Below are 21280 nucleotides of genomic sequence, written 5' to 3'. Positions count from 1 at the left end.
CGGGGCATCGCTCCGCGCGCCCCGGGAACGACAGCGACGTCAGTGCCGGAAGTGCCGCGTGCCCGTGAACACCATGGCGATGCCGTGCTCGTCTGCAGCCTTGATCACCTCGTCGTCGCGCATCGAGCCGCCGGGCTGCACCACGGCGGTGGCGCCGGCCTCGATACAGGCGAGCATGCCGTCAGCGAACGGGAAGAACGCATCCGACGCGACGACCGAACCCTTGGTCAGCGGCTCGGCGAGCTTCAGCTCGTTGGCTGCATCCTGCGCCTTGCGCGCCGCGATCCGCGCCGAATCCACCCGGCTCATCTGGCCCGCGCCGATGCCGACGGTGGCGAGATCCCTGGCGTAGATGATGGTGTTGGACTTGACGTGTTTTGCCACCCGGAACGCGAATTTCAGGTCTCGCATTTCGGCATCGGTCGGGGCGCGCTTGGTCACGACCTTGAACGTCATGTCGTCGACCACGGCGTTGTCACGGCTCTGGACCAGCAGGCCGCCGGCCACCGTCTTCGCGGTGAGGCCCGGCGCGCGGGGATCGGGCAGGCTGCCGGCGAGCAGCAGGCGCAGGTTCTTCTTGCCGCCGATGATGGCGATCGCCTCCTCGCTGGCGTCGGGCGCGATGATGACCTCGGTGAAGATCTTGGTGATCTCGCGCGCGGTGTCGGCATCGAGCGGACGGTTCATCGCAATGATGCCGCCGAACGCAGAGGTGGAATCGCAGGCCAGCGCCTTGCGATAAGCGTCGACGAGGCTGGAGCCTTCCGCGACGCCGCAGGGATTGGCGTGCTTGACGATGACGCAGGCCGCGGTGCGCCTGGCGTCGAACTCGCCGATGCATTCATAGGCCGCATCGGTGTCGTTGATGTTGTTGTAGGAGAGCTCCTTGCCCTGGAGCTGCCGTGCGGTGGAGACGCCCGGACGCTTGTCCGGCGTCGCGTAGAACGCCGCGGTCTGGTGCGGATTCTCGCCATAGCGCAGCGACTGGATCAGCCGGCCGCCGAAGGCGCGGAAGTCGGGCGCGTCGATCTCGAGCTGACGGTTGAACCAGTTCGAGATCGCGGCGTCATACGCCGCGGTGCGGGCATAGGCCTTCGCGGCAAGGCGCCGGCGCAGCTTCAGCGTGGTCGCACCGTTGTTGGCGGCGAGCTCGTCGAGCACGGCCTGATAGTCCTGCGCCTCGACCACGACGGCGACGTCGTCATGGTTCTTGGCGGCGGCGCGGATCATCGCGGGGCCGCCGATGTCGATGTTCTCGATGCAATCCTCGAAGCCGGCGCCCTTCTCGACGGTCGCCTCGAACGGATAGAGATTGACGACGAGGAGATCGATCGGCGCGATGCGATGCGCCTTCATCGCGTCGGCATGGTCCTTGTTGTCGCGGATCGCGAGCAGGCCGCCGTGCACCTTCGGATGCAGCGTCTTGACGCGGCCGTCCATCATCTCGGGGAAGCCGGTCAGCTCGGACACGTCCTTCACCTCGAGGCCGGCTGCGGCGATGGCCTTGGCGGTGCCGCCGGTCGAGACCAGCTCGACATCGTGCGCGGCAAGCGCCTTCGCGAATTCGATCAGGCCGGTCTTGTCGGAGACGGAAAGGAGGGCGCGGGTGACGCGGCGGGGATGGTCAGTCATGAGCAAGATCCTCTGTTCAGGGAGTGTCTATGCCCAGGCGCGCGGCTTCTATGTCCCGCGCTTCCCGATGGTGCTCCATCCAAGGTCGCCAGTCGCGCGAGCGAGGGCTCGATAGCAGCTTTCGTCCGTTTTCACAACGAGGAGATACGCCGAATTCGCGCGTTTACAGCGGAAGTTCCGGCTCGCGGCGAGCGTTGCGGCGGGCGTTGGTGACGGCTGGCGAGGCGCTGGAACGGACAAAGCTCCAGCGGATCGAGGGCGCTTGCCGTGCGTCCTGCCGGATCACGATCTGCGCGGTGCGGCGCGGCCCGTCATTGCCGGCCAGGAACACGCTGTCCTCGAGGTCGACCTTGTCGTCGAGTGCCTCGAAGGTCCATACGTCGCGGTTCGGCAGCACCAGCATCACGCCGCGGGCGTCCGACAGCCGGCTCGCCTTCACGGCCGGATGCAGATGGAAGCGCAGCGCGAAATCGGCATTCGCGCCCTTGAAGCGTCCGCCCTGCGGCGGCGACAGCGTGTCCTCGCCGTCGATGCGCGCGCCGTCATTGGCGATCATCAGCACGCGACGGTGGATTGCCCCGAACTTGGCGAGATAGCCGTCATGCGAGGTCGTGAGCAGCGTGCCGTTCTGCACGACCTCGCGATAGTTCTCGACCTCGACGGGGCCGCTGGTGATGGGCGCGCCGTGCAGGAGCCGCTTCATCGCCGACATCTCGACGAACTGGCAAGACGAGGTCTCGTGATAGGTCAGCGTCGAATGCGCCGCCGTGCTGCGTGCGAACGGTCGCCAATTGTCGCGGCCGGTGGTCGGCATACCGCAATTGGTGACGATGCGGCTGATGCCCGAGGACAGTTCGAACGACAGGCAGCCGGCATGGGCGTCGTGGCTGACGCCGGCGGGCGGCGGCGGGCCGGTGTCGATGATCACGGTGGTCTGGCCGGCATCGAGGCGCTGGAAGCCGGTATGCGGCATGTTCGCCATCGGCGTGCCGTGGGTGTCATCATAGGCGAGCAGCGTTGCGAGCAGGTCCGAAGATGTTGCGCTCATGCCGTTGAACAGGGCGAAATTGCCGTCCCCGTGCCGGAAGAAGCGCAGCATCGGCATCATGCGGTCGATCGCATTGAGCAGCGCCGGCGGCGGCGCGATGTTGCGCGCGGCAAAGGTCTGCCGCAACGGCAGCAGGTCGATCAAGAGTTCGATCAGCGCGCCCGGGTTGCGGGAGATGTGTCCACCGTCGGGCAGGATCTGCCGCTGCAATTCATCGGAGAGCTTCTTCGAGGCGCTGCGGATGTGACGCGCCTGGTTGGCGAGACACAGGGCCGCATAGCACAGTGCGATCAGCACCTGGAGCTTCGGCACCCCGTCCGGAATGTCGACCATGGTATAGCGCAGGAAGCGGATCTCGCGCGCCAGGGCGCGCAGGTAACGGCGGTAGAACTTGTTGTCGGTCTCGCCCAGCACCAGCGGCGCCTGCGACAGCAGCGAGATCACGCGCCGGGCCAGCACGTCGGCGCGGCGCGCGACGGGGCGGCGCTTGTTGGCGGGGTTGGCGATCCAGTCCTCGATGAGCGCGCGCGCATTCGCCCGCGTCAGCGCAGTGTCGGCCGCGCGCAGATGACGCAACCAGCCGAAGCCGAGCAGCGCAACCTCCCAATCCTCCGACGGCGGCTCGAGATCGAAGATCGAACGGCCGTGGCAATTGACGATCTTGCCGGCGAAGACGAAGCGGCCGGCATAGATTTCGGCGGCGCGGGTCGCGTCCGCGGTGCGCAAATCGTGCGGTGCGATGATCAGCCGGTCGGTGCGGCCGGGCCAGACCCGCGACAGCGCAACGGAACCGCCGCTCGCGCGCGCGAGCATGTTCCGCGCGAAGCGGTTCATGACCAGCGTCGAGATATGTCTGCGTTGAGCGACCGACACGCCTTGCCTTGAAGGGGGAGAGGATTAACGACGAATCCTTATTAATCCCAAAATCGGACGTCTGACACCACCTTGAACGGTGCGAATCAGCGTCGTGATCGCAAAATCCAGTGCAAAATCAGGATTTAACGAGCCGGGCGGCGAAAAATCCGTCGAGGCCGCCGAGCTTGGGATCGGCGTTCGGCAGATGGCAGGGCAGGGTGCGAAGGTCGCCGTCAGCGGTCACGATTTCGTCGAGCCCCGCTACCTCCGACGCCTCGATCGGAACGCGGTGAAGCGCAGGCTCGGCGGCGAGCAGCGCGGCCACGGCCTGCTCGCCTTCCTCGGGTTCCAGCGAACAGGTGCAATAGACCAGCGTTCCGCCGGGCTTGAGCAGCGACACCGATTTTTGCAGCAGCCGCTGCTGGAGCGCCGCCAGCGCAGCGATATCGGATTCCTGCCGCAGCCATGCCACGTCGGGATGACGGCGGATCGTACCTGTCGAGGTGCAGGGCGCGTCGATCAGAATACCGTCGAAGGCCTCGGCCGGGCCAGCCCATTCCACGGCGTCAGCAACGACGGTTTCGGCCTGGAGCGACAGTCGCGCCAGGTTTTCGCGCAGCCGCGCCACCCGCGCCGGCGAGCGGTCGATGGCCGTGACACGCGCGCCTGATAGCGCCAGCTGCGCGGTCTTGCCACCGGGAGCGGCGCAGAGATCCGCAATGGATTTGCCTTTGACGTCGCCGAACAGCCGGGCGGGCAATGCGGCGGCGGCGTCCTGCACCCACCATTGTCCTTCGGCGAAGCCGGGCAGCATGGTCACTGAACCGTGCAGCAGCATCCGCACCGTTCCCGTCGGCAGTGTCTCGCCATGCAGGCGGCTCGCCCATTGTGCGGGATCCGACTTCACCGTCAGATCGAGCGAGGGCTCGTGGCCGAGCGCCAGCGCCATGTCGCGTGCGGTCGCCTCGCCATAATGCGCGCTCCAGCGCGCAAGCAGCCATGGTGGCAGGTCGAGCGATTGCGATGCGACCTCCTCGATCAGCCCCTTGCCCTCGCGCGCGCAGCGGCGCAGCACGGCGTTGACGAGGCCGGCATAGCGCGCGGCGCGGCGGTCGGATTGCACGAGGCGAACGGAGAGGTCGACCGCGGCGTGATCCGGAACGTCCATCCAGAGGATCTGCGCGGCGCCGATCAGGAGTGCGCTCTGCGCGCGCGGTGCGTCGGATGGAATGCCCTTGTCGAGCAGGCGGGACAGCACATGGCCCAGCGTGCCGAGCCGGCGGAGCACCGTGGCGACGAGGCGGCGCATCAGCGCGCGGTCGCGATCGGCCAGCGTCTTCAGTCCGGGATGCGCGCCGCTGCCGTCGAGCTGGTCGTCGAGCGTGCGGTGCTTGTGCAGCACGCCGTCGACGATGTCGGCGGCAATCCGCCGTGCCGCAAGACCGGGCACTTCGGATGGAGGGACGAAACGTTGAGATGGCATGCGGAAGCAAGGTTCTGAGCGAGCGGCAGTTCCGCCGCAATGGCGCATGCCTCGAGAAACTGATCTCTGGCACGCGAATATGCCAAATGTAAGAATGGACCCTCGCGATTGCAGCCCGCAATGACCATTTCAGCAATGCGTTATTGGACCTCGCACTTCCCGTGATCCTGCGCTAGGAACCCGCCGAGATGAGTGACCAGCCCTCCCTTCCCGATCGCAAGCCGCTGTCGCCGGCCGCTCAGCGGGCGTTGGCCGAAGCCGAGGCGCGCCGGCAGGCTGCGGCGGCCGCGCAGGCTGAAGCTGCGCCGAAGGAGGTGCAGGGGCCAAAGGGGCCGGAGCCGACTCGTTATGGCGATTGGGAGCGCAACGGCATCGCTTCGGACTTTTGAGGCGCCGCTTTACGCGCGCTCTTCCTAAGCCATCTTGCCGGTTCAGCCGACTCAGCCCTAGCGTGCGTGGATGTCGCGCTTCGATCCCAGCCGTCCATACCGGTCTTCATACAGCGGCTCGCCGTTCGGCCGTCGCTTCTCCGGACTGTTGCCGTGGATGTTCGTGGTCGGCGTCGTGACGGCCGTCGTGCTCGGCTTCCGCCAGGGAACGATCTGGCCTATCCCGCATGTGAGTGACGAACAATCGCCCGATGCCGAAATCATCCTGCAGCAGTCCGGCAATTCCGATGTGAGGCAACCGGTCGAGGTCGTCCGCACCATCGACGGTGATACCTTCCTCGCGCGCGTGCATCTGCGCGACGGCCGCGATCTCGTCGCTCGCGTCCGTCTGCGCGGCATCGATGCGCCCGAGATAAAGGCATCCTGCCGGGACGAGCTGGACAAGGCCGAGGCCGCCAGCGATGCGTTGCGCAACCTGCTCGGCCAGGGCGGCGTGATGGTCTACAATCTTGGTCAGGACAAATACGGTCGCGTTCTCGCCGATGTGGCCACCAGGCGCACCGCCAACGTTTCGGCGACGCTGCTCGCGAGCGGTCATGTGCGCAGCTACAATGGCGGCCATCGCAACGGCTGGTGCGCGCGGGGCTGGCGCTTCTGGCAATAAAAAATCGCGCTGCAACGCGCAGCGTTCATCCCGACTGATTCTGGCGGTCAGCGCGTCACGACTACCGTCGTGCCGATCGAGACGCGGCCGTAGAGATCGGTTATGTCGTCGTTGAGCATACGGATGCAGCCATAGGAGACGAAGCCGCCGATCGAGCCCGGCACGTTGGTGCCGTGGATGGCGTATTCGCCGCCGGCCAGCGTCATCGCCGCGACGCCCATCGGATTGCGCGGCGAGCCGCCGGGAATGACATCGGGGATATCAGGCTTGTCGCGCTTCACCTCGGCGGGCGGTGCCCAGGCCGGATTGAGATACTTGCCCTCGATCTTCGTCGTGCCGGCCCATTGCTTGCCGGCCTTGCCGACGCCGACCGGATAGCGCACGGCGTGGCCGTTATCGAGGATGAGATAGAGCCGCCGCTCGCTGGTTTTGACCACGATGGTGCCCGGTGAATAGTCGGCCAGGTGCGTGCCGACCAGCTCCGGCCGCGCCTCTGCCGCCGTCGAAATCAAGAGCGCAACCCCGATGGTGGCGGCCAGCGCCGCCGCAATCCTCATCGACATCGATGCTTCCCCTTGCCCCAAATGGTTTGTCCAAAAAATTACGCAAAACCCGGCAATCGTCGCCGCGCCCGGCCCTCGTTGGCGCTCATTCTTAACCGCGCCTGTTAACCGGATGGTTTCCACGCGCGGCCGCGAGGGGCCGGCCAGCGGCCGGAACAAAGGAAATGTTCGCAATAAAGTAAATGATCTGAAAACAACACTTTCCAGGAAAGATGCCGGTCGCGCGGGTGTGCGCGCTGACAAGAGCGTGAGGATATGAACGGCCGCTGGCTGCTAGGGGCCGCGACACGCGCACTCGTGTCCCGGACAAGGCGCGGCGCGTAGCGCCTCGACGCAGAGCCGGGACCCAGCTCTTGAGTTGCGCGGAACGATGCGCCCCGGCTCTGCAGCGCATCGCTGGAGTAGCGCTGCGCTGCGGCCGGGGCACGAGAGCGTCCTTACGCCGACTTCCGGTTCTGCCGGTTCTTGACGAGGTCGTCGACCACGGCGGGATCGGCCAGGGTCGAGGTGTCGCCCAGGCTGCCGGGCTCGTCCTCGGCGATCTTGCGCAGGATGCGGCGCATGATCTTGCCGGAGCGGGTCTTGGGCAGGCCCGGCGCGAACTGGATCTGGTCGGGCGAAGCGATCGGGCCGATCTCCTTGCGCACCCAGGTGACGAGCTCCTTGCGCAGATCCTCGGTCGGCTGGACGCCGGCCATCAGGGTGACATAGGCGTAGATGCCCTGGCCCTTGATGTCGTGCGGGAAGCCGACCACTGCCGCTTCCGACACCTTCTCGTGCGCGACCAATGCGCTCTCGACTTCGGCGGTGCCCATGCGATGGCCGGAGACGTTGATGACGTCGTCGACGCGGCCGGTGATCCAGTAATAGCCGTCGGCATCGCGCCGGCAGCCGTCGCCGGTGAAGTACTTGCCCTTGTAGGTCGAGAAATAGGTCTGCTCGAAGCGGGCGTGATCGCCATAGACCGTGCGCATCTGGCCGGGCCAGGACCGCGTCAGGCATAGATTGCCGGTGGTTTCGCCTTCCAGCACCTTGCCGTCGGCATCGACGATCTCAGGCACTACGCCGAAGAACGGCTGCGTTGCCGAGCCCGGCTTGAGCTTGGTCGCACCTGGCAGTGGCGCGATCAGGATGCCGCCGGTCTCGGTCTGCCACCAGGTGTCGACGATCGGGCAGCGGTCGTCGCCGACGACGCGGTGATACCACTCCCAGGCCTCGGGATTGATGGGCTCGCCGACCGAGCCGAGCAGGCGCAGGCTCGCGCGCGAGGTCTTCTTCACGGGCTCGTCGCCCGATTGCATCAGCGCGCGGATCGCGGTCGGCGCGGTGTAGAAGATGTTGACCTTGTGCTTGTCGATGACGTTCCAGAACCTGGAATTGTCCGGGTAATTCGGCACGCCTTCGAACATCAGCGTGGTCGCCCCGTTGGCCAGCGGGCCGTAGAGGATGTAGCTGTGGCCGGTGACCCAGCCGACGTCGGCGGTGCACCAGTAGATGTCGCCGTCGTGATAGTCGAAGACGTATTGATGCGTCATCGAGGCGAACACGAGATAGCCGCCCGAGGTGTGCAGCACGCCCTTGGGCTGGCCGGTCGAACCCGAGGTGTAGAGGATGAACAGCGGATCCTCGGCGTGCATGTGCTCGACCGGGCATTCCGTCGTCACCATCGCCGCCGCCTCGTGGTACCAGAGGTCGCGCGTCGGGTTCATGTCGACCTTGCCGCCGGTGCGCTTGACCACCACGACCCAGTCGACGCCATCGGCCTTGGCGAGCGCCGCGTCGACATTGGCCTTCAGCGGCACCTTCCTGCCGCCGCGCAGGCCTTCGTCCGCGGTGATGATCACCTTGGACTGGCAGTCGTTGATGCGCTGGGCGAGGCTGTCCGGAGAGAAGCCCGCGAACACCACGGAATGGATCGCGCCGATGCGTGCGCAGGCGAGCATCGCATAGGCGGCTTCGGGTATCATCGGCAGGTAGATGGTGACGCGATCGCCCTTTCCGACGTTGCGGGTGCGCAGGATGTTGGCCATCCGGCAGACCTCGTCGTGCAGCTCCTGATAGGTGATGTGCCTGGACTGCGAGGGATCGTCGCCTTCCCAGATGATCGCGGTCTGGTTGGCGCGCTTGGCGAGATGCCGGTCGATGCAATTGTAGGCGACGTTGAGGATTCCGTCCTCGAACCATTTGATCGAGATGTTGCCGGGCGCGAACGAGACGTTCTCGATTCTAGTCGGCGCCTTCATCCAGTCGATGCGCTTGGCATGCTCCGCCCAGAAGCCGTTCGGGTCCGAGATCGAGCGAGCGTACATCTCCTTGTACTCGGCCTGGTCGACCCAGGCGCGCTTCGCCCACTCCGCGGGGACGTCGTAGATCTTCTCGGACATGCTTCCCTCCACATACGGCAGGCCGAACGCCAGCGATCGGCGAGCCGACTTGATCATTGGCTGATTATGCGTCGGGCTAACCGGACCCGACAAGGAGCACAAGCTGGACCTTCGGTGGGCCACCGGCCATGCGGAGGATCAAGGCGACCTGCCGCGACTGTCGCAGATCTGAAACAGGCCTTTTACCCGGATGCGCGGGCAAGGGCGGTGCAGAGCTCTCATGCACCAGCGGAGGTATTTAGAAACCTCATCTCACTGATTCGGGACTCGCAATACGGTTCGGAACACCCTAAATGGCCAACCCGGGTCCAGAGAGACCCCAAGGAACAAAATTCAGAACAGCGGCATTGAACGGTAACAGACAGGGTCAAGGCTTAACATTATGATGGATCAGCAGAATCTCGGGACGATGCGGCCCGCTTCAGCCGATCCAGCGGCAATTGCCCTCGCCAAGGCCCTCGGACAATGGCCGAAACCGTCCGGTTTCAGGCGTCCCAGCCCCAAAAAAACCTTCGATACGGCGCCGGCGACGGTCGAGGCGCTCGCCAAGGAACTGGGCTTGCGGCTTGGCGACCAGAACGAGCTGACCATCCGCCGCATCAAACGCGGCAAGGGCTATTCATTCGTCCGCCCCAACGGTGCGCATATCCGCGACGCTCGCACCATCCGCCGGCTGCACGCCATGGCGGTGCCGCCGGCCTATCGCGAGGTGCGCTACTCCGCCGATCCGAACTCGCATCTGCAGGCCGTGGGCCGCGACGCCGCCGGCCGGCTGCAATATCGCTATCACGCCGACTGGGAGAAGGTCCGCGAGCAGCGCAAGGCGCATCGTCTGGAAAAGCTCGTCGGCGCGCTGCCGAAGATCCGGCGCAAGGTTTCGGCGTTCCTGTCCGGTGACGAGCCGACGCGCGAGTTCGCACTCTCGGCCGTGATCGAATTGATCGCGCGCACCGCGATCCGCCCCGGCAACGAATCCTATGCCCGCCTCAACGGTACCCGCGGCGCCACCACGCTGCTGAAGTCCAACGTCACGCTGGAAGACGATTGCTTCGTGCTGACCTTCAAGGCCAAGGGCGGCAAGGCGGTGCGCAAGGAATGCGACGCGGCCAAGCTGGTGCGCGCCATCGGTATCCTGCAAGGCGTTCCCGGCAAGCGCATGTTCCAGTATCGCGACGCCTACGGCATCGTGCGCGCGGTCAACACCACGCAGGTGAACGCGTTTCTGCGCGAGATCGCCGGCATCAAGATCTCGCTGAAGGATTTTCGTACCCTGATGGCGTCGGCCGTCGTCGTGGAATCGCTGTCGCGGATCACGCCGGCGACGAGCCAGCGCGGCCGCAAGAAGCAGGTGCTGGACGCGATCCGCGCCGCCGCGGACAAGCTCTCCAACACGCCGGCGATCTGCCGCAAGAGCTACGTCCACGATACCATCGTCACCGCATTCGAGGAGGGCATCCTCGAGCGTTTCGCCGCGACCATGAAGGGCCAACGCTCCCAGGCCAGACGCGAGCAGCTGCTGGCGCAGGTGGTGGCGACCGCGGCGGTCTGACCTGCCCGTTGCTAGGTCTTGTTGGAAACGCCGCTGTCAAGACCAGGATCGCCACCTGCGGCTGCGGTGGTGAGTCGTTCCAGATAATGCGCCCAGCCTGTTGCATGCGCGGCTGCCTGCGCTTCGGTCGGCAGGCCGCTATGGGTCATGCGTAGCAGCGTGCCGCCGTCGTGCTCGATCAGGTCGATCTCGATCAGACTCGAGCCGGGCGGCACCTCCTGGCCATCCTCCCAGCCGAACGTGTAGGCGAGACGATGCACCGGCACGACCTCGCGGAAAGCTCCGCGGGCGACGCGGCCGCGCGGGCCGACCCCTTTGAGCAGGTAGAGTCCGCCGGGATGCGGCTCCGTGGTGGCGTCGGACCCCATCCAGCTCAAGATCTTCTCGGGGTCGGTCAGGTACGCGAAAACGGTGGCGCGCGGTGCCGCGATCTGGGTCTCGCGCCGCACGATGAACGGTTCGATCATTGGCGATCATCCCTTCCCTCTCACTGGCACATGGCCGCGCCAAGGCGGCCCGGCAAGGATTGCCCGTGACAAACCCGGAGGGCGTTCGCCATGATCGAGCCATGCAGCTCGCGCCGACGCTCGCCTGGCTTGTCGATGTCGCCTCGGATAGTGCCGGGGCGGACTGTCTGCTTGCGGAACTCGGCGCTCATCTCCTCGCCGACGGCGTGCCGCTCGCGGCGGGTGCCCTGACACTGGAGGTGCCGCATCCGTTAATTGCGAAGCGTACCTGGCTGTGGCGTGCCGACGGTGGCCAGGTAATCGAAGCGCTCGGCTTTGCGCCGGGCGGGCTCGCACCGGATCCGCTCAACGACGCCGGCCGCCGCTGGTTGCGCGACATCGCGCTGGGCGAGGTGCACGAAGACGTGGTCGGACGGCCCGATGGGCCGCTGCTCGGCTGGATCGGGCCGCGTCCGTTCACCGCGGATGAAATCAAGCAATTGCGCCAGGCGGCGCGTTTTGCCGCGACGCCCCTCGCCGTGCTCGCCGCGCGCGCCACGTTGCGCGAAACCCTGGATGCTTATCTCGGCAAGCGCAGCGCGGAGCGGGTGCTGGCGGCACCTCTACGGCGCGATCCCGGCGAGACCATTCGGGCCGCGCGGCTCTATGCGGATTTGCGCAATTTCACGATTCTGTCGGACACTTCCCCGCCTGGCGAGGTCATCGCTGCGCTCGACGCTTGGTTCGATCGCATCGCCGGGGCCGTCCACGCCTTCGGCGGCGAAGTGCTGAAATTTATCGGCGACGGTGTGCTCGCGATCTTTCCCGTGCTCGAGTCATCGCCGCGCCGCGCCTGTGACGCTGCTCTGCGCGCCGCAAGTGCAGCCGAAGCAGGTATGACCTATCTCAACAAGGAGCGCCGCGCGCAAGCGCTGCCGCCACTGTCCTTTGGTGCCGCGCTCCATCTCGGCGAGATGCTGTGGGGCAATATCGGCGCCGCCAACCGGCTCGATTTCACCGCGATCGGTCCCGCCGTCAATCTTGCCAGCCGGCTCGAAGGATTGTGCAAGCCGCTGGGCAGGACCGTGTTGGTGTCGGGCGCACTCGCTGCCGAGACGGATATGCCGCTGGTCGCGCTCGGATCGCACTCGCTGCGCGGCATTGCCACGCCTTGCGAGGTGTTCACGCTGCCGGAGCCGCAAGCGCCGATATCGCAGATGGGATAACTCCTAAACCCCGCCCATCTTGCAGACGAGCTTCCACTCCTCCGCCGTCACCGGCTGCACCGACAGGCGCGAATATTTCACCAGCGCCATGTCGGCGAGCTTCTTCTCGGCCTTGACCGCGGCCATCGTCACCGGCGTCTTCAACGGCTTGTCGGCCTTGATGTCGACGCAGACGAATTTTCCGGTCTTGTCGGTCGGGTCGGGATAGGCTTCCTTGATGATCTCGGCGATCCCGACGATCTCCTTGCCCTCATTGGAATGATAGAAGAAGGCCTTGTCGCCCTTCTTCATGTTCACGAGGTTCTGGCGCGCGGTGAAATTGCGCACGCCGGTCCAGGCCTCGCCCTTGGCGCCCTTCGCGACCTGCTGGTCCCAGGACCACACCGACGGTTCGGACTTCACGAGCCAGTAGTTCATGACAACGCGCCCCATCCATTCGTCATGGCCGGGCTTGTCCCGGCCATCCACGTCTTTGCCGCCAGTTCAATATCAAGACGTGGATGCCCGCGACAAGCGCGGGCATGACGAGAAGACGTCATTCCTCTGCCTTGAAGGGGCGCGTCATCAATCCCGAGATCGCGGCATCGATCGTGCTTCGGCCGCTCAGGATCGCCGCGACCGCTTCTGATACCGGCAACTCGATGTCTTGCGAAGCTGCGAGTTCGATCAAGACAGGTGCCGTGAACTCTCCCTCGGCGAGCTTGCCGGCGGGAGGCTGCTCGCCGCGCCCGAGCGCGAGTCCGAGCGCGAAGTTGCGCGATTGCGGGCTCGCGCAGGTCAGGATCAAATCGCCGAGACCGGACAAGCCGGTGAGTGTCTCGCTACGCGCGCCGAGCGCGCGGCCAAGGCGCGTCAGCTCGGCAAAGCCGCGGGTCGTGAGCGCAGCCTGGGCCGAGGCGCCGAGCCTGCGCCCGACCGCAATGCCGACTGCGATCGCCAGCACGTTCTTGGCCGCACCGCCGATCTCGACACCCCGGATGTCCGTGGAGTGATAGGGGCGGAACGTCGGCGAGCCCAGCGCCTGCACAAGCGCGCGCGCCAGCGCCTCATCGCTTGCCGCCAGGGTCACTGCCGTCGGCAGGCCGCGCGCGACGTCGTCGGCAAAGCTCGGGCCCGACAGGATCGCCGGCTGCGTATGCGGCGCGGCCTCGGCGATCACGTCGGTCATGAACTTGTGGGTGCCGTGCTCGATGCCCTTGGCGCAGGCGACGATCGGTACCGGCCTTGCAAGGTGCGAGGCCAGCATGTTGACCGCGCCGCGCAGATGCTGCGCAGGCGTTGCGATCAGCAGCATGTCGGCGCGCGCGGCGAGCGCCAGCTCGCCCGTGACAACAATCTCCGGAGCAAGCCGCACGCCGGGCAGCCGGGGATTGTCGCGGCTCGATGCAATCCGCGTGGCATGCTCCGCATTGCGTGCCCACAGCGTGACGCTCCGCCCGGCTCGCGCTGCCACCGTTGCCAGCGCCGTGCCCCAGGCGCCCGCGCCGATCACCGCGACGGATTGCAGCGCGGCCATCGCTAATATCCCGCCCGGGTATTGCCGTAACCTGCCGGTGCCGTCGCGTTGGCGTCGAGCAGCCACCGTGCGCGCGGCTGCGCCTCCATCGTGTCGGTCAGGCCGAGCGCGAGGCGCTCGGCGCCGGCCCAGGCGATCATCGCGCCGTTATCGGTGCAGAGCGCCGGCGGCGGCATGATCAGTTGCGTCCCGGCCTGCCTTGCAACGTCATGCAGAGCGCCGCGGATCGCTTGATTGGCGGCGACACCGCCGGCGGCCACGAGCGCGTGCGGCGCGCCGAACTGCTCGCGGAAAAGTCTCAAGCCGACGCTCAGTCGGTCGGCGGTCGAGTCGAGCACGGCGGCCTGAAAGCTCGCGCAGAGATCGCTGATGTCCTGCGGCGTGAGCTCAGCCAGCCGGCTCGCTTCGGTGCGCACCGCCGTTTTCAATCCCGACAGCGAGAAATTTGCATTGGGGCGTCCCTGCATCGGCCGCGGAAACGCAAAGCGCGTGGCATCGCCGCCTGCCGCCGCGCGCTCGACCTGCGGTCCGCCCGGATAGGGCAGTCCCAGCATCTTCGCGACCTTGTCGAAGGCCTCGCCGATCGCGTCGTCGACCGTGGTGCCGAGCCGTACATATTGTCCGACGCCGGTGACCGCGACGATCTGGGTGTGGCCGCCGGAGGCGAGGAACAGGCAATAGGGAAACTCGATTCCATCGGTGAGGCGTGGCGTCAGCGCATGCGCTTCGAGATGGTTCACCGCGACCAGCGGCGTGTCGTGCACCATCGCGATCGCCTTCGCGGTGGTCAGCCCGACGATGACGCCGCCGATCAGGCCCGGCCCCGCGGCGGCCGCGACGCCATCGAGCTGGGCGAAGCCGATGCCGGCCTCGCGCATGGCGCGGTCGATGATGCCGTCGAGCAGATCGACATGCGCGCGCGCGGCGATTTCCGGCACCACGCCGCCGAAGCGGGCGTGTTCCTCGATCTGCGATCGCACGATGTTGGACAGGATCCTGCCGCTGCCGTCGCCCGCGCGCTCGATCACGGCCGCGGCGGTCTCGTCGCAGGTGGTTTCTATGCCCAGCACCAGCATTGGCGAATTGTTATCCAATTTGCGCCCTTGCGCCCATCCGTAAAGCAGCGTTCTGGTACGTCCGGTAGCATCCCGGGGCCAGATTGCGCAATCGTCACGCTCTAGCCGTTCAGGTCAATGCGTCACCGCCAAATGGTTCGGGAACACCAGCGATGTCCATTCTTGTCACACGGCCGCATCCCGACAATGAGGCGACGGCGGAGAATCTGCGCGCACGCGGGCATGCGGTGCTGCTTGCGCCGGCGCTCAGGTTCGAGCCCGTCGCCTTCCATGGCGGGAGTGAAGCTCCCTACGGTGCCGTTCTCGTCACGTCGGCCAACGCGATCCGCGCCATCGCGCCGCAATTGCCGGAGCTCGGTCTGTTGAAGCTGCCGTTGTTTGCGGTCGGCGAGCATACGGCTGCTGCGGCGCGCGAGGTCGGTTTTGCCGAGGTGATCGTCGCCGGCGGCGATGCTGCGTCCTTGCGCGACAAGGTGGTGCAGAGCGCGCGCGACAAGATGCTGAAGAAAAAGAGCACGCTGCTGTATCTCGCGGGCGCCGATCTGTCGCGCGATCTCGGCGGCGAACTCGGTGCGGAGGGCTTCCGCGTGGTCACGCAGACCACTTATCGCATGGCGCCGGTCAAGCATCTGCCGCGCGAGGTCTGCGAGGGCTTTGCCGCGCATGGCGTCGAGGCGGTGCTGCACTACTCCCGGCGCAGCGCACGCGCATTCCTGGATGCGGCGCGGGACGAAGGCGTCGAAATCTCGGCACTGGCGATCCCGCATTGTTGCCTGTCCGAGGCGGTCGCGAGCGTGCTGCGCGAGGCCGGCGCGTCACAGGTTCTGGTGGCCGCAGCGCCGAACGAAAGTGCCTTGTTCGACACCTTGGAGCGTGCTTTGCGCACCCGTTTGGCGTAAGAGGTCAGGCCGAATCCGACGCAATCTAGTTCACCCGGGTAATGGAAGTGTGAGGAACCGTCACGATGGCCGACGACAAGCCTGAAGACGCTGGATTGGCGCCCGACGCGGGTCGTACCAAGCGCACCCCGCCCACCATCGACCTCCAGGCGACGGAAGTTTCGACGCAGCCGCAGCAGGTCGCGGGCGAGCCTGAGGCGTCCGAACATGCCGCGCAGGAGCAGGCCAGGTTCGAAGAACCCGGATCGGAAGAGGTCAAGGCCGAGCCGCAGTCCGGGCCTGCAGAGGAACAGGTTTCCGTGGCGGGCGCACCCGTGTCGGCGCCGATTTCCCCCTGGGTCATCGCGCCGTTCTCCGGCGCTGTCGCAGCCGCGGTCGTGATCGCGGTCGGCTGGATGCTGGGCTGGCCCGCGGTGCAGGCGCCGCCGGCCGCGCCTGAGGTCACCAGTGCGACAATCGATGCGCTGAGCGCACGCGTTGCCGCGGTCGAAGCCAGGGCGGGCAGGCTCGCAGCCGATCCGGCCATGGCGGCGCGGATCGACGCGCTGGAGAAATCCGCAAGCAGCCTGCGCAGCGACATTGCCGGTCTGCGTGCGCAGTCCGACAAGACTGCGAGCGCCCTGAACGACGTGAAGGTGACGTCGCCCGCTGCAGCGCCTGATCTTGCCGCTGTCATCGACCGCATCGCCCAGCTCGAGCGCGCCAGCAAGACGGAGCGCGCCGAACTCGCGCAGCAGGGCCAGAAGATCGCCGCTGCCATGACGGTGGACGACAAGCCGCTGCGCAACGTGGTGGCGGCGGCCCTGCTCGACGTCGCCGTTCGCCACGGCGATCCCTATCAATCGCAATTGGCCGCGGCGCGGTCGCTGGCGACCAAGCCCGATATGCTGAAGCCGCTCGACGCGTTTGCGTCGTCCGGCATTCCGACGCCGGTCGCATTGAGCCGCGAGCTCCTCAACATCGTGCCGAAGCTGTCGCCGCCGGCTGAAGCTCCGGCGAGCGACGCCGGCATTGTCGAGCGTCTCCAGGCCGGCGCGTCAAAACTCGTCCGCATCGAGCGTACCGATGGGGTCGGCAACGATCGTGGCGCCATCGTTGCGCGGATGACGGCGGCTGCGCTTCGCAACGACTTCGCAGAAGCGCGGCGCGAGCTCAAGGCTCTGCCTGAGGCCGATCGTGCCCCGGCTCAGGCTTGGCTCGACAAAGCCGATGCCCGCGACGCCGCGCTCGCCGCGTCCCGCAAATTCGCCGACGATGCCATGGCGGATCTCGCCAAATCCGATCCGGTCAAGCCTCTTCAGTAAAGGTTCGTCAGTAAAGGTTCGCGCAACAATCGGCGCGTATAGGGATCGCCATGCTTCGCATCGTCCTCTTTCTCGTCCTGATCGCACTGGCAGCAGCCGGCGCGGCCTGGGTTGCCGACCAGCCCGGCGATCTCGTCCTGACCGCGAGTGGTTTCAGAATCTCGACGACGCTGCCCCGGTTCGTGTTCTTGCTTGGCCTGTTTGCCGTGGCCGTCGTGCTGGTCTGGAGCATCCTGACGATGATCTGGCGCACGCCGGGGCGTCTGCGCCGCCGTCGCCACGAAAAGCGTCAGGCTCGCGGCCGCCACGCCATCACCCACGGCCTGCTCGCGATCGGCCATGGCGATTCCGCGCTGGCCCGCCGTCACGCCGACGCGGCACGGCGGGATGCGCCGAACGATCCGCTCGCGCTGCTGCTGCACGCGCAGTCGGCGCAGCTCGAAGGCAATCGCGACGAAGCGCAGCGCGTCTTCCGCGTGATGGCCGAACGCGAGGACACGCGGCTGCTCGGCCTGCGCGGCCTGTTCATCGAGGCGCAGCGCGCCGACGATGCGGTCGGCGCGCTGATGATCGCGGAGGAGGCGATCAAGCTGTCGCCGTCGTCGACCTGGGCCTCGCATGCGGTGCTCGGCTTCCGCTGCGCGCGCGGCGACTGGAGCGGCGCACTCGCGATTCTCGATTCGAATCGGTCCGCAGGCCTGCTCGACAAGCAGGCCTATCGCCGGCAGCGCGGCGTGCTTCTCACCGCGCGCGCGCTGGAGCTGGAAACGATGGATCGCGACGTCGCGCGCGAGAGCGTGATGGAGGCGATCAAGCTCGCGCCGACCCTGGTGCCGGCGGCGGTGCTCGCGGCAAAATTCGAGAGCGAGGCGCATCAGGTGCGCCGCGCCATGAAGCTGGTGGAAGCCGCCTGGCTCGCCAATCCGCATCCCGATCTCGCGGATGCCTATGCGCATGTGAAGCTCGGCGATACCGCCTGGCACCGCTTGCAGCGGGTCGAGACCCTCGCCGCGAAGACGCCAGCCGACAAGCCCGGTCATATCGAAGGACAGCTCGCGATCGCACGCGCTGCGATCGAAGCCTCGGAGTTCGCCCGCGCGCGCGAGGTGCTCGCGCCTTATCTCAAGGATCCGACCCAGCGCGTCGCGCTGCTGATGGCCGAGATCGAGCGCACCGAGCATGGCGACGGCGGCCGCGCCCGCGCCTGGACCTTGCGCGCGGTGCGCGCCCGCCTCGATCCCGCCTGGACGGCGGACGGCTATGTCAGCGACCGCTGGCGTCCGGTCTCCCCGGTCACCGGCCGCCTCGATGCGTTCCTGTGGCAGACACCGGTCGCGAGCCTGCCTTCGGACAGGGGCGCCACCATCGAATCCTCGGCCTTCGAGGAGGCCATGCTGGCCGCTCCGCCGCCGAAGCGGGTGACGGCGGCTCCCAGCGACGGCCCGGTGGAACCTCCGATGACGGCCCCGGTGCCGGCGCCGGCCGCCCAGGACAATTCACCCCCCCAGGCCCAAGAGCTTGCCAGGGAATCCGCCAAGGAGGAGCCGGTGGTTACGCCGCCCGAGCCGGTGAATCCGGCGTCGGCACCGGCCGAATCATCGCAGCAAGCCGAAACGCCGGTATTCCGAACCCGGGCCGACCTCGGCAAGCCGGCATCGGCGCCTTTCCAGGCGGTCATCCCGATCGTCCGCGCACCGGATGACCCCGGAATCGACGACGACGGCCCGAGCGACGAATTTACGGAACAAATCGGCACGCCGAAGGCCCAGGCCGGCGGCTGGCGCGGCTTCTGGTCCCGCTGGGGCGCGTGAAGCGCATTTCGCCTCCCGCTTGTCCTTGCCAATTCGGGTCATGCCCGATATCAGGAGCGCGCGTATCGGGGCCGGCATCACCCAGGTCCCGGCAGGGTCGCCGCAATAGCTCAGTCGGTAGAGCACGTCATTCGTAATGACGGGGTCGGGGGTTCGAATCCCTCTTGCGGCACCAGCGCTCAAATTCACCGGATCCCCTGAGCGCTCCGATTGACTGGCGCATGAGCCTGCATCAGGGCGCGTTCGGCTGAGTGATCGTGATCACGTAATCTCCGGCGCGGTTCCCCTAACATCCTGTCCCGCCAATACAGGGAGACTTCACATGCGCAAGTTCATTCTGGTTGCCACCATGCTGCTGGCTTCTGCTTCCGCCCAGGCCGGCGGCTCCCGCGGTCTATCCTTGGCCGCTGCCGGCGAACAGAGCTCCGCGTCGCAAACCACGACCTCATCAACGACCAGTGTGACGACGCGGGTCAGCGAAGCCGCGCCGGCCACCGAGGCTCCGAAATATTCCGATCGTCCGCCGGCATTGTCGCTCTCCGCGCCGGCTGCGGCGACCGATCCGACGGTGACCACACCCGCGACCTCTGCGCCGGTCACGACGGCCAAGCCCGCATCCAAGAGCGCGGCAAGGTCGGATAAGCCGAAGCCCAAGCGCAGCTGGACCGAGCGCCGCATCATCAGCGAGCTGCATCGCCACGGCATCTATTGGTAAGCCGCTCGCTCAAAGCAAACGGCCGGGCGAAAAGCCCGGCCGTGGCGTTCTTGAAGTGGTGATCGCGCTTACTGCGAGACCGTCTGCACCACGCTCGCGATCGGGCGCGTGTTCGTGCCTGCGGTCGGCACCTTCATGTCCTTCATCAGCGCCTCGTCATATTCCGGCAGCGTCTGGAGGCTCGCCTTGGCCTTCATCTGCACGACCTTGTAGCCGCCCGCCTTCAGCCGCGCGAGCAGCGTCGGCAGGGCGAGGCCCGTGTTCTTCTGGAAATCGTGCATCAGGATGATGCCCTTGCCGAGCTTGTCCAGCCTCGTCATCACGGTCTCGACGATCTTCTCCGGCGTCGCGCCCTTCCTGAAGTCGAAGGAGTCGATCTCGGTCGAGAACATCGCGACGTTGCGGGTGCCGAAATAGCTCACCATCGCCGGGTTGTGCTGAAGCTGCGGGAAGCGGAAGAACGGTGCCGGATTGGTGCCGAGCGCAAACCGCACTGCGCTAAAACCCTTCTCGACCTCGTCCTTGACCTGCTGCTCCGTCAACTTCTTGCTGTTGAGGTTGACATGCGACCAGGTATGCGTACCGACCGTGTGGCCCTGGGCCAGCACCTGCTTCAGGATTTCCGGATGGTAGGTCGCGTGCTTGCCGACCGAGAAGAACAGGCCCTTGGTGCATTCGTCCGCGAGCGCCTTCAGCACCGCGGGCGTGTTGACCGGCCACGGACCGTCGTCGAAGGTCAACACGACCTCCTTGTCGGTCAGGAAGTCGAACTGCTTGAAGTGCTCGAAGCCGAAGCCGGGGCCGCCCGTCGTGTCGATCTCGACCACGCGGGACACGCCCAACGCGTTCGGATTGGCGCAGGCCTGCTTCGGCTGCATCGGCATGGCCGGGGCGGGCGCAGGTGCCGGAGCGGCTGCCGCCGGCTTGGCAGCGATGGTCGCGGTGGTCTCGACGTCGTCCTTGGCGGCGAGCTTCGCCTGTGCCGGCAATTGGTCGGCGGCACGGGCGGCAACTGTCTTGGGAGCGCCCTGGTCGGCGCGCGCGGAATAATAAAACCAACCGCCGGCGGCGATCACGACCGCCGCAACTACACTGGCCAGCATCAGGCCCAACGCATTACGCATCGCTACTCTTTCCAATTACGCAACCAAACTGGCGGAATTTTCCGCGCGACCAGCCATTAATGCGAACTAAGAGTTAACGTGACACCAACACGACAGCGGCTGTGGAGGAATTTCAGCGGGGTACGCCAAAGTGACCGGGATCACAGAGGATGGGTCTCCCGTGAGCGTCATCACAGTGGAAACGGTTTTGCCGGAGCATCGTGGCTCCCATCGACAACCGGCCCGCTTTGCGCGGTGCCAATGGGAGCTTCAAATGACCAGTTCTGTGAACACCAAGTCGTTTACCAGCAGAATCCGCGACACCAGCCTGGCTCTGGGCTTTGCCGCCATCGTCTCGATCGCTTCGACGAGCGCGAGCTTCGCCTTCTCGCCCGAGGCGCAGCAGATGTGCACCGGCGATGCCTTCCGCCTCTGCTCGGCTGAGATCCCCAACATCCCGAAGATCACGGCCTGCATGATCAAGCATCGCTCTGACTTAAGCGCCGGCTGCCGCGCGGTCATGGACAAGAACCTCGCTAAGGGCGCCTCGCGCAAGGTCGCTGACGCCCAGGATAAGCAGTAGAAGACAAGCAGTAAGCGCGCGCAACCGAGATCGT

19 protein-coding genes, 1 tRNA gene and 1 riboswitch are annotated in these 21280 nt (G+C 66.4%); of the genes, 10 read left to right on the top strand and 10 right to left on the bottom strand.

What is annotated here, in order from left to right; all coding sequences use genetic code 11:
- Window positions 1-39: 39 nt before the first annotated feature.
- The 3 genes from purH to EHH60_RS24375 form a co-directional block, all read right to left on the bottom strand.
- Window positions 40-1632: a bifunctional phosphoribosylaminoimidazolecarboxamide formyltransferase/IMP cyclohydrolase gene (gene purH, locus EHH60_RS24385; protein ID WP_124161963.1), complete on the bottom strand. Its 1593-nt coding sequence runs from the start codon at window positions 1630-1632 to the stop codon at window positions 40-42.
- 24 nt (window positions 1633-1656) lie between these two features.
- A riboswitch (ZMP/ZTP riboswitch) is annotated at window positions 1657-1738 on the bottom strand.
- Window positions 1739-1795: 57 nt separating this feature from the next.
- On the bottom strand, window positions 1796-3514 hold the full coding sequence (locus EHH60_RS24380; protein WP_199751910.1) for a heparinase II/III family protein: 1719 nt from the start codon (window positions 3512-3514) through the stop codon (window positions 1796-1798).
- A gap of 157 nt (window positions 3515-3671) precedes the next feature.
- A complete protein-coding gene (locus tag EHH60_RS24375) occupies window positions 3672-5018 on the bottom strand; it encodes an RsmB/NOP family class I SAM-dependent RNA methyltransferase (RefSeq protein WP_124161961.1) in 1347 nt (448 codons plus the stop codon).
- A gap of 188 nt (window positions 5019-5206) precedes the next feature.
- Between EHH60_RS24375 and EHH60_RS24370 the strand changes: the two genes are divergently transcribed.
- Window positions 5207-5407, top strand: a complete 201-nt coding sequence (locus EHH60_RS24370) for a DUF1674 domain-containing protein (RefSeq protein WP_124161960.1) — start codon at window positions 5207-5209, stop codon at window positions 5405-5407.
- Window positions 5408-5477: 70 nt separating this feature from the next.
- Window positions 5478-6071 carry a thermonuclease family protein gene (locus EHH60_RS24365; RefSeq protein ID WP_124161959.1) on the top strand — a complete coding sequence of 198 codons (594 nt, stop codon included), beginning with the start codon at window positions 5478-5480 and terminating at the stop codon, window positions 6069-6071.
- A gap of 47 nt (window positions 6072-6118) precedes the next feature.
- Here EHH60_RS24365 and EHH60_RS24360 read toward each other — a convergent pair whose 3' ends face one another.
- Window positions 6119-6634, bottom strand: a complete 516-nt coding sequence (locus tag EHH60_RS24360; protein WP_124161958.1) for a L,D-transpeptidase — start codon at window positions 6632-6634, stop codon at window positions 6119-6121.
- 437 nt (window positions 6635-7071) lie between these two features.
- Entirely contained in the window at window positions 7072-9018 is a 1947-nt protein-coding gene (acs, locus tag EHH60_RS24350) for an acetate--CoA ligase (protein ID WP_199751907.1), read from the bottom strand.
- Between the two features lie 382 nt (window positions 9019-9400).
- On the opposite strand from acs, the gene EHH60_RS24345 reads away from it, so the two are divergent.
- On the top strand, window positions 9401-10567 hold the full coding sequence (locus tag EHH60_RS24345) for a DNA topoisomerase IB (protein ID WP_124161957.1): 1167 nt from the start codon (window positions 9401-9403) through the stop codon (window positions 10565-10567).
- A gap of 11 nt (window positions 10568-10578) precedes the next feature.
- Here EHH60_RS24345 and EHH60_RS24340 read toward each other — a convergent pair whose 3' ends face one another.
- Complete coding sequence (locus EHH60_RS24340; protein ID WP_124161956.1) at window positions 10579-11034, bottom strand: SRPBCC family protein; 456 nt, start codon at window positions 11032-11034, stop codon at window positions 10579-10581.
- A gap of 101 nt (window positions 11035-11135) precedes the next feature.
- Between EHH60_RS24340 and EHH60_RS24335 the strand changes: the two genes are divergently transcribed.
- The gene (locus EHH60_RS24335; protein WP_124161955.1) at window positions 11136-12239 is read left to right on the top strand and encodes an adenylate/guanylate cyclase domain-containing protein; all 1104 of its coding nucleotides are present in this window, start codon (window positions 11136-11138) and stop codon (window positions 12237-12239) included.
- A gap of 3 nt (window positions 12240-12242) precedes the next feature.
- Here EHH60_RS24335 and EHH60_RS24330 read toward each other — a convergent pair whose 3' ends face one another.
- The 3 genes from EHH60_RS24330 to tsaD form a co-directional block, all read right to left on the bottom strand.
- Window positions 12243-12656: an EVE domain-containing protein gene (locus EHH60_RS24330; RefSeq protein ID WP_124161954.1), complete on the bottom strand. Its 414-nt coding sequence runs from the start codon at window positions 12654-12656 to the stop codon at window positions 12243-12245.
- Window positions 12657-12774: 118 nt separating this feature from the next.
- Window positions 12775-13755 (bottom strand): NAD(P)H-dependent glycerol-3-phosphate dehydrogenase, encoded by a 981-nt coding sequence (locus tag EHH60_RS24325; protein WP_124161953.1) that lies wholly within the window; start codon window positions 13753-13755, stop codon window positions 12775-12777.
- 2 nt (window positions 13756-13757) lie between these two features.
- Window positions 13758-14831, bottom strand: a complete 1074-nt coding sequence (tsaD, locus tag EHH60_RS24320) for a tRNA (adenosine(37)-N6)-threonylcarbamoyltransferase complex transferase subunit TsaD (protein WP_124161952.1) — start codon at window positions 14829-14831, stop codon at window positions 13758-13760.
- 152 nt (window positions 14832-14983) lie between these two features.
- On the opposite strand from tsaD, the gene EHH60_RS24315 reads away from it, so the two are divergent.
- From EHH60_RS24315 to EHH60_RS24295, 5 genes are all read left to right on the top strand, one after another.
- Window positions 14984-15730 (top strand): uroporphyrinogen-III synthase, encoded by a 747-nt coding sequence (locus tag EHH60_RS24315; RefSeq protein ID WP_124161951.1) that lies wholly within the window; start codon window positions 14984-14986, stop codon window positions 15728-15730.
- Between the two features lie 65 nt (window positions 15731-15795).
- Entirely contained in the window at window positions 15796-17034 is a 1239-nt protein-coding gene (locus EHH60_RS24310) for a COG4223 family protein (protein WP_124161950.1), read from the top strand.
- A gap of 50 nt (window positions 17035-17084) precedes the next feature.
- Window positions 17085-18845, top strand: coding sequence for a heme biosynthesis HemY N-terminal domain-containing protein (locus EHH60_RS24305; protein ID WP_124161949.1), 1761 nt, complete (start codon window positions 17085-17087; stop codon window positions 18843-18845).
- A 99-nt stretch (window positions 18846-18944) separates the two neighbouring features.
- Window positions 18945-19020: transfer RNA gene (locus EHH60_RS24300), tRNA-Thr, on the top strand.
- A 147-nt stretch (window positions 19021-19167) separates the two neighbouring features.
- Window positions 19168-19560 carry a hypothetical protein gene (locus tag EHH60_RS24295; protein WP_124161948.1) on the top strand — a complete coding sequence of 131 codons (393 nt, stop codon included), beginning with the start codon at window positions 19168-19170 and terminating at the stop codon, window positions 19558-19560.
- Window positions 19561-19628: 68 nt separating this feature from the next.
- Here the strand turns inward: EHH60_RS24295 and EHH60_RS24290 are convergent, their stop codons facing one another.
- Entirely contained in the window at window positions 19629-20684 is a 1056-nt protein-coding gene (locus EHH60_RS24290) for a polysaccharide deacetylase family protein (RefSeq protein ID WP_124161947.1), read from the bottom strand.
- Window positions 20685-20937: 253 nt separating this feature from the next.
- On the opposite strand from EHH60_RS24290, the gene EHH60_RS24285 reads away from it, so the two are divergent.
- Window positions 20938-21246 carry a hypothetical protein gene (locus tag EHH60_RS24285; protein WP_124162056.1) on the top strand — a complete coding sequence of 103 codons (309 nt, stop codon included), beginning with the start codon at window positions 20938-20940 and terminating at the stop codon, window positions 21244-21246.
- Window positions 21247-21280 lie beyond the last annotated feature (34 nt).

Source organism: Bradyrhizobium sp. RP6 (assembly GCF_003837805.1).
Classification (GTDB): Bacteria; Pseudomonadota; Alphaproteobacteria; order Rhizobiales; family Xanthobacteraceae; genus Bradyrhizobium.
Note: the sequence above shows the minus strand (reverse complement) of the source record. Positions and strands in the feature narration are given on the sequence as shown.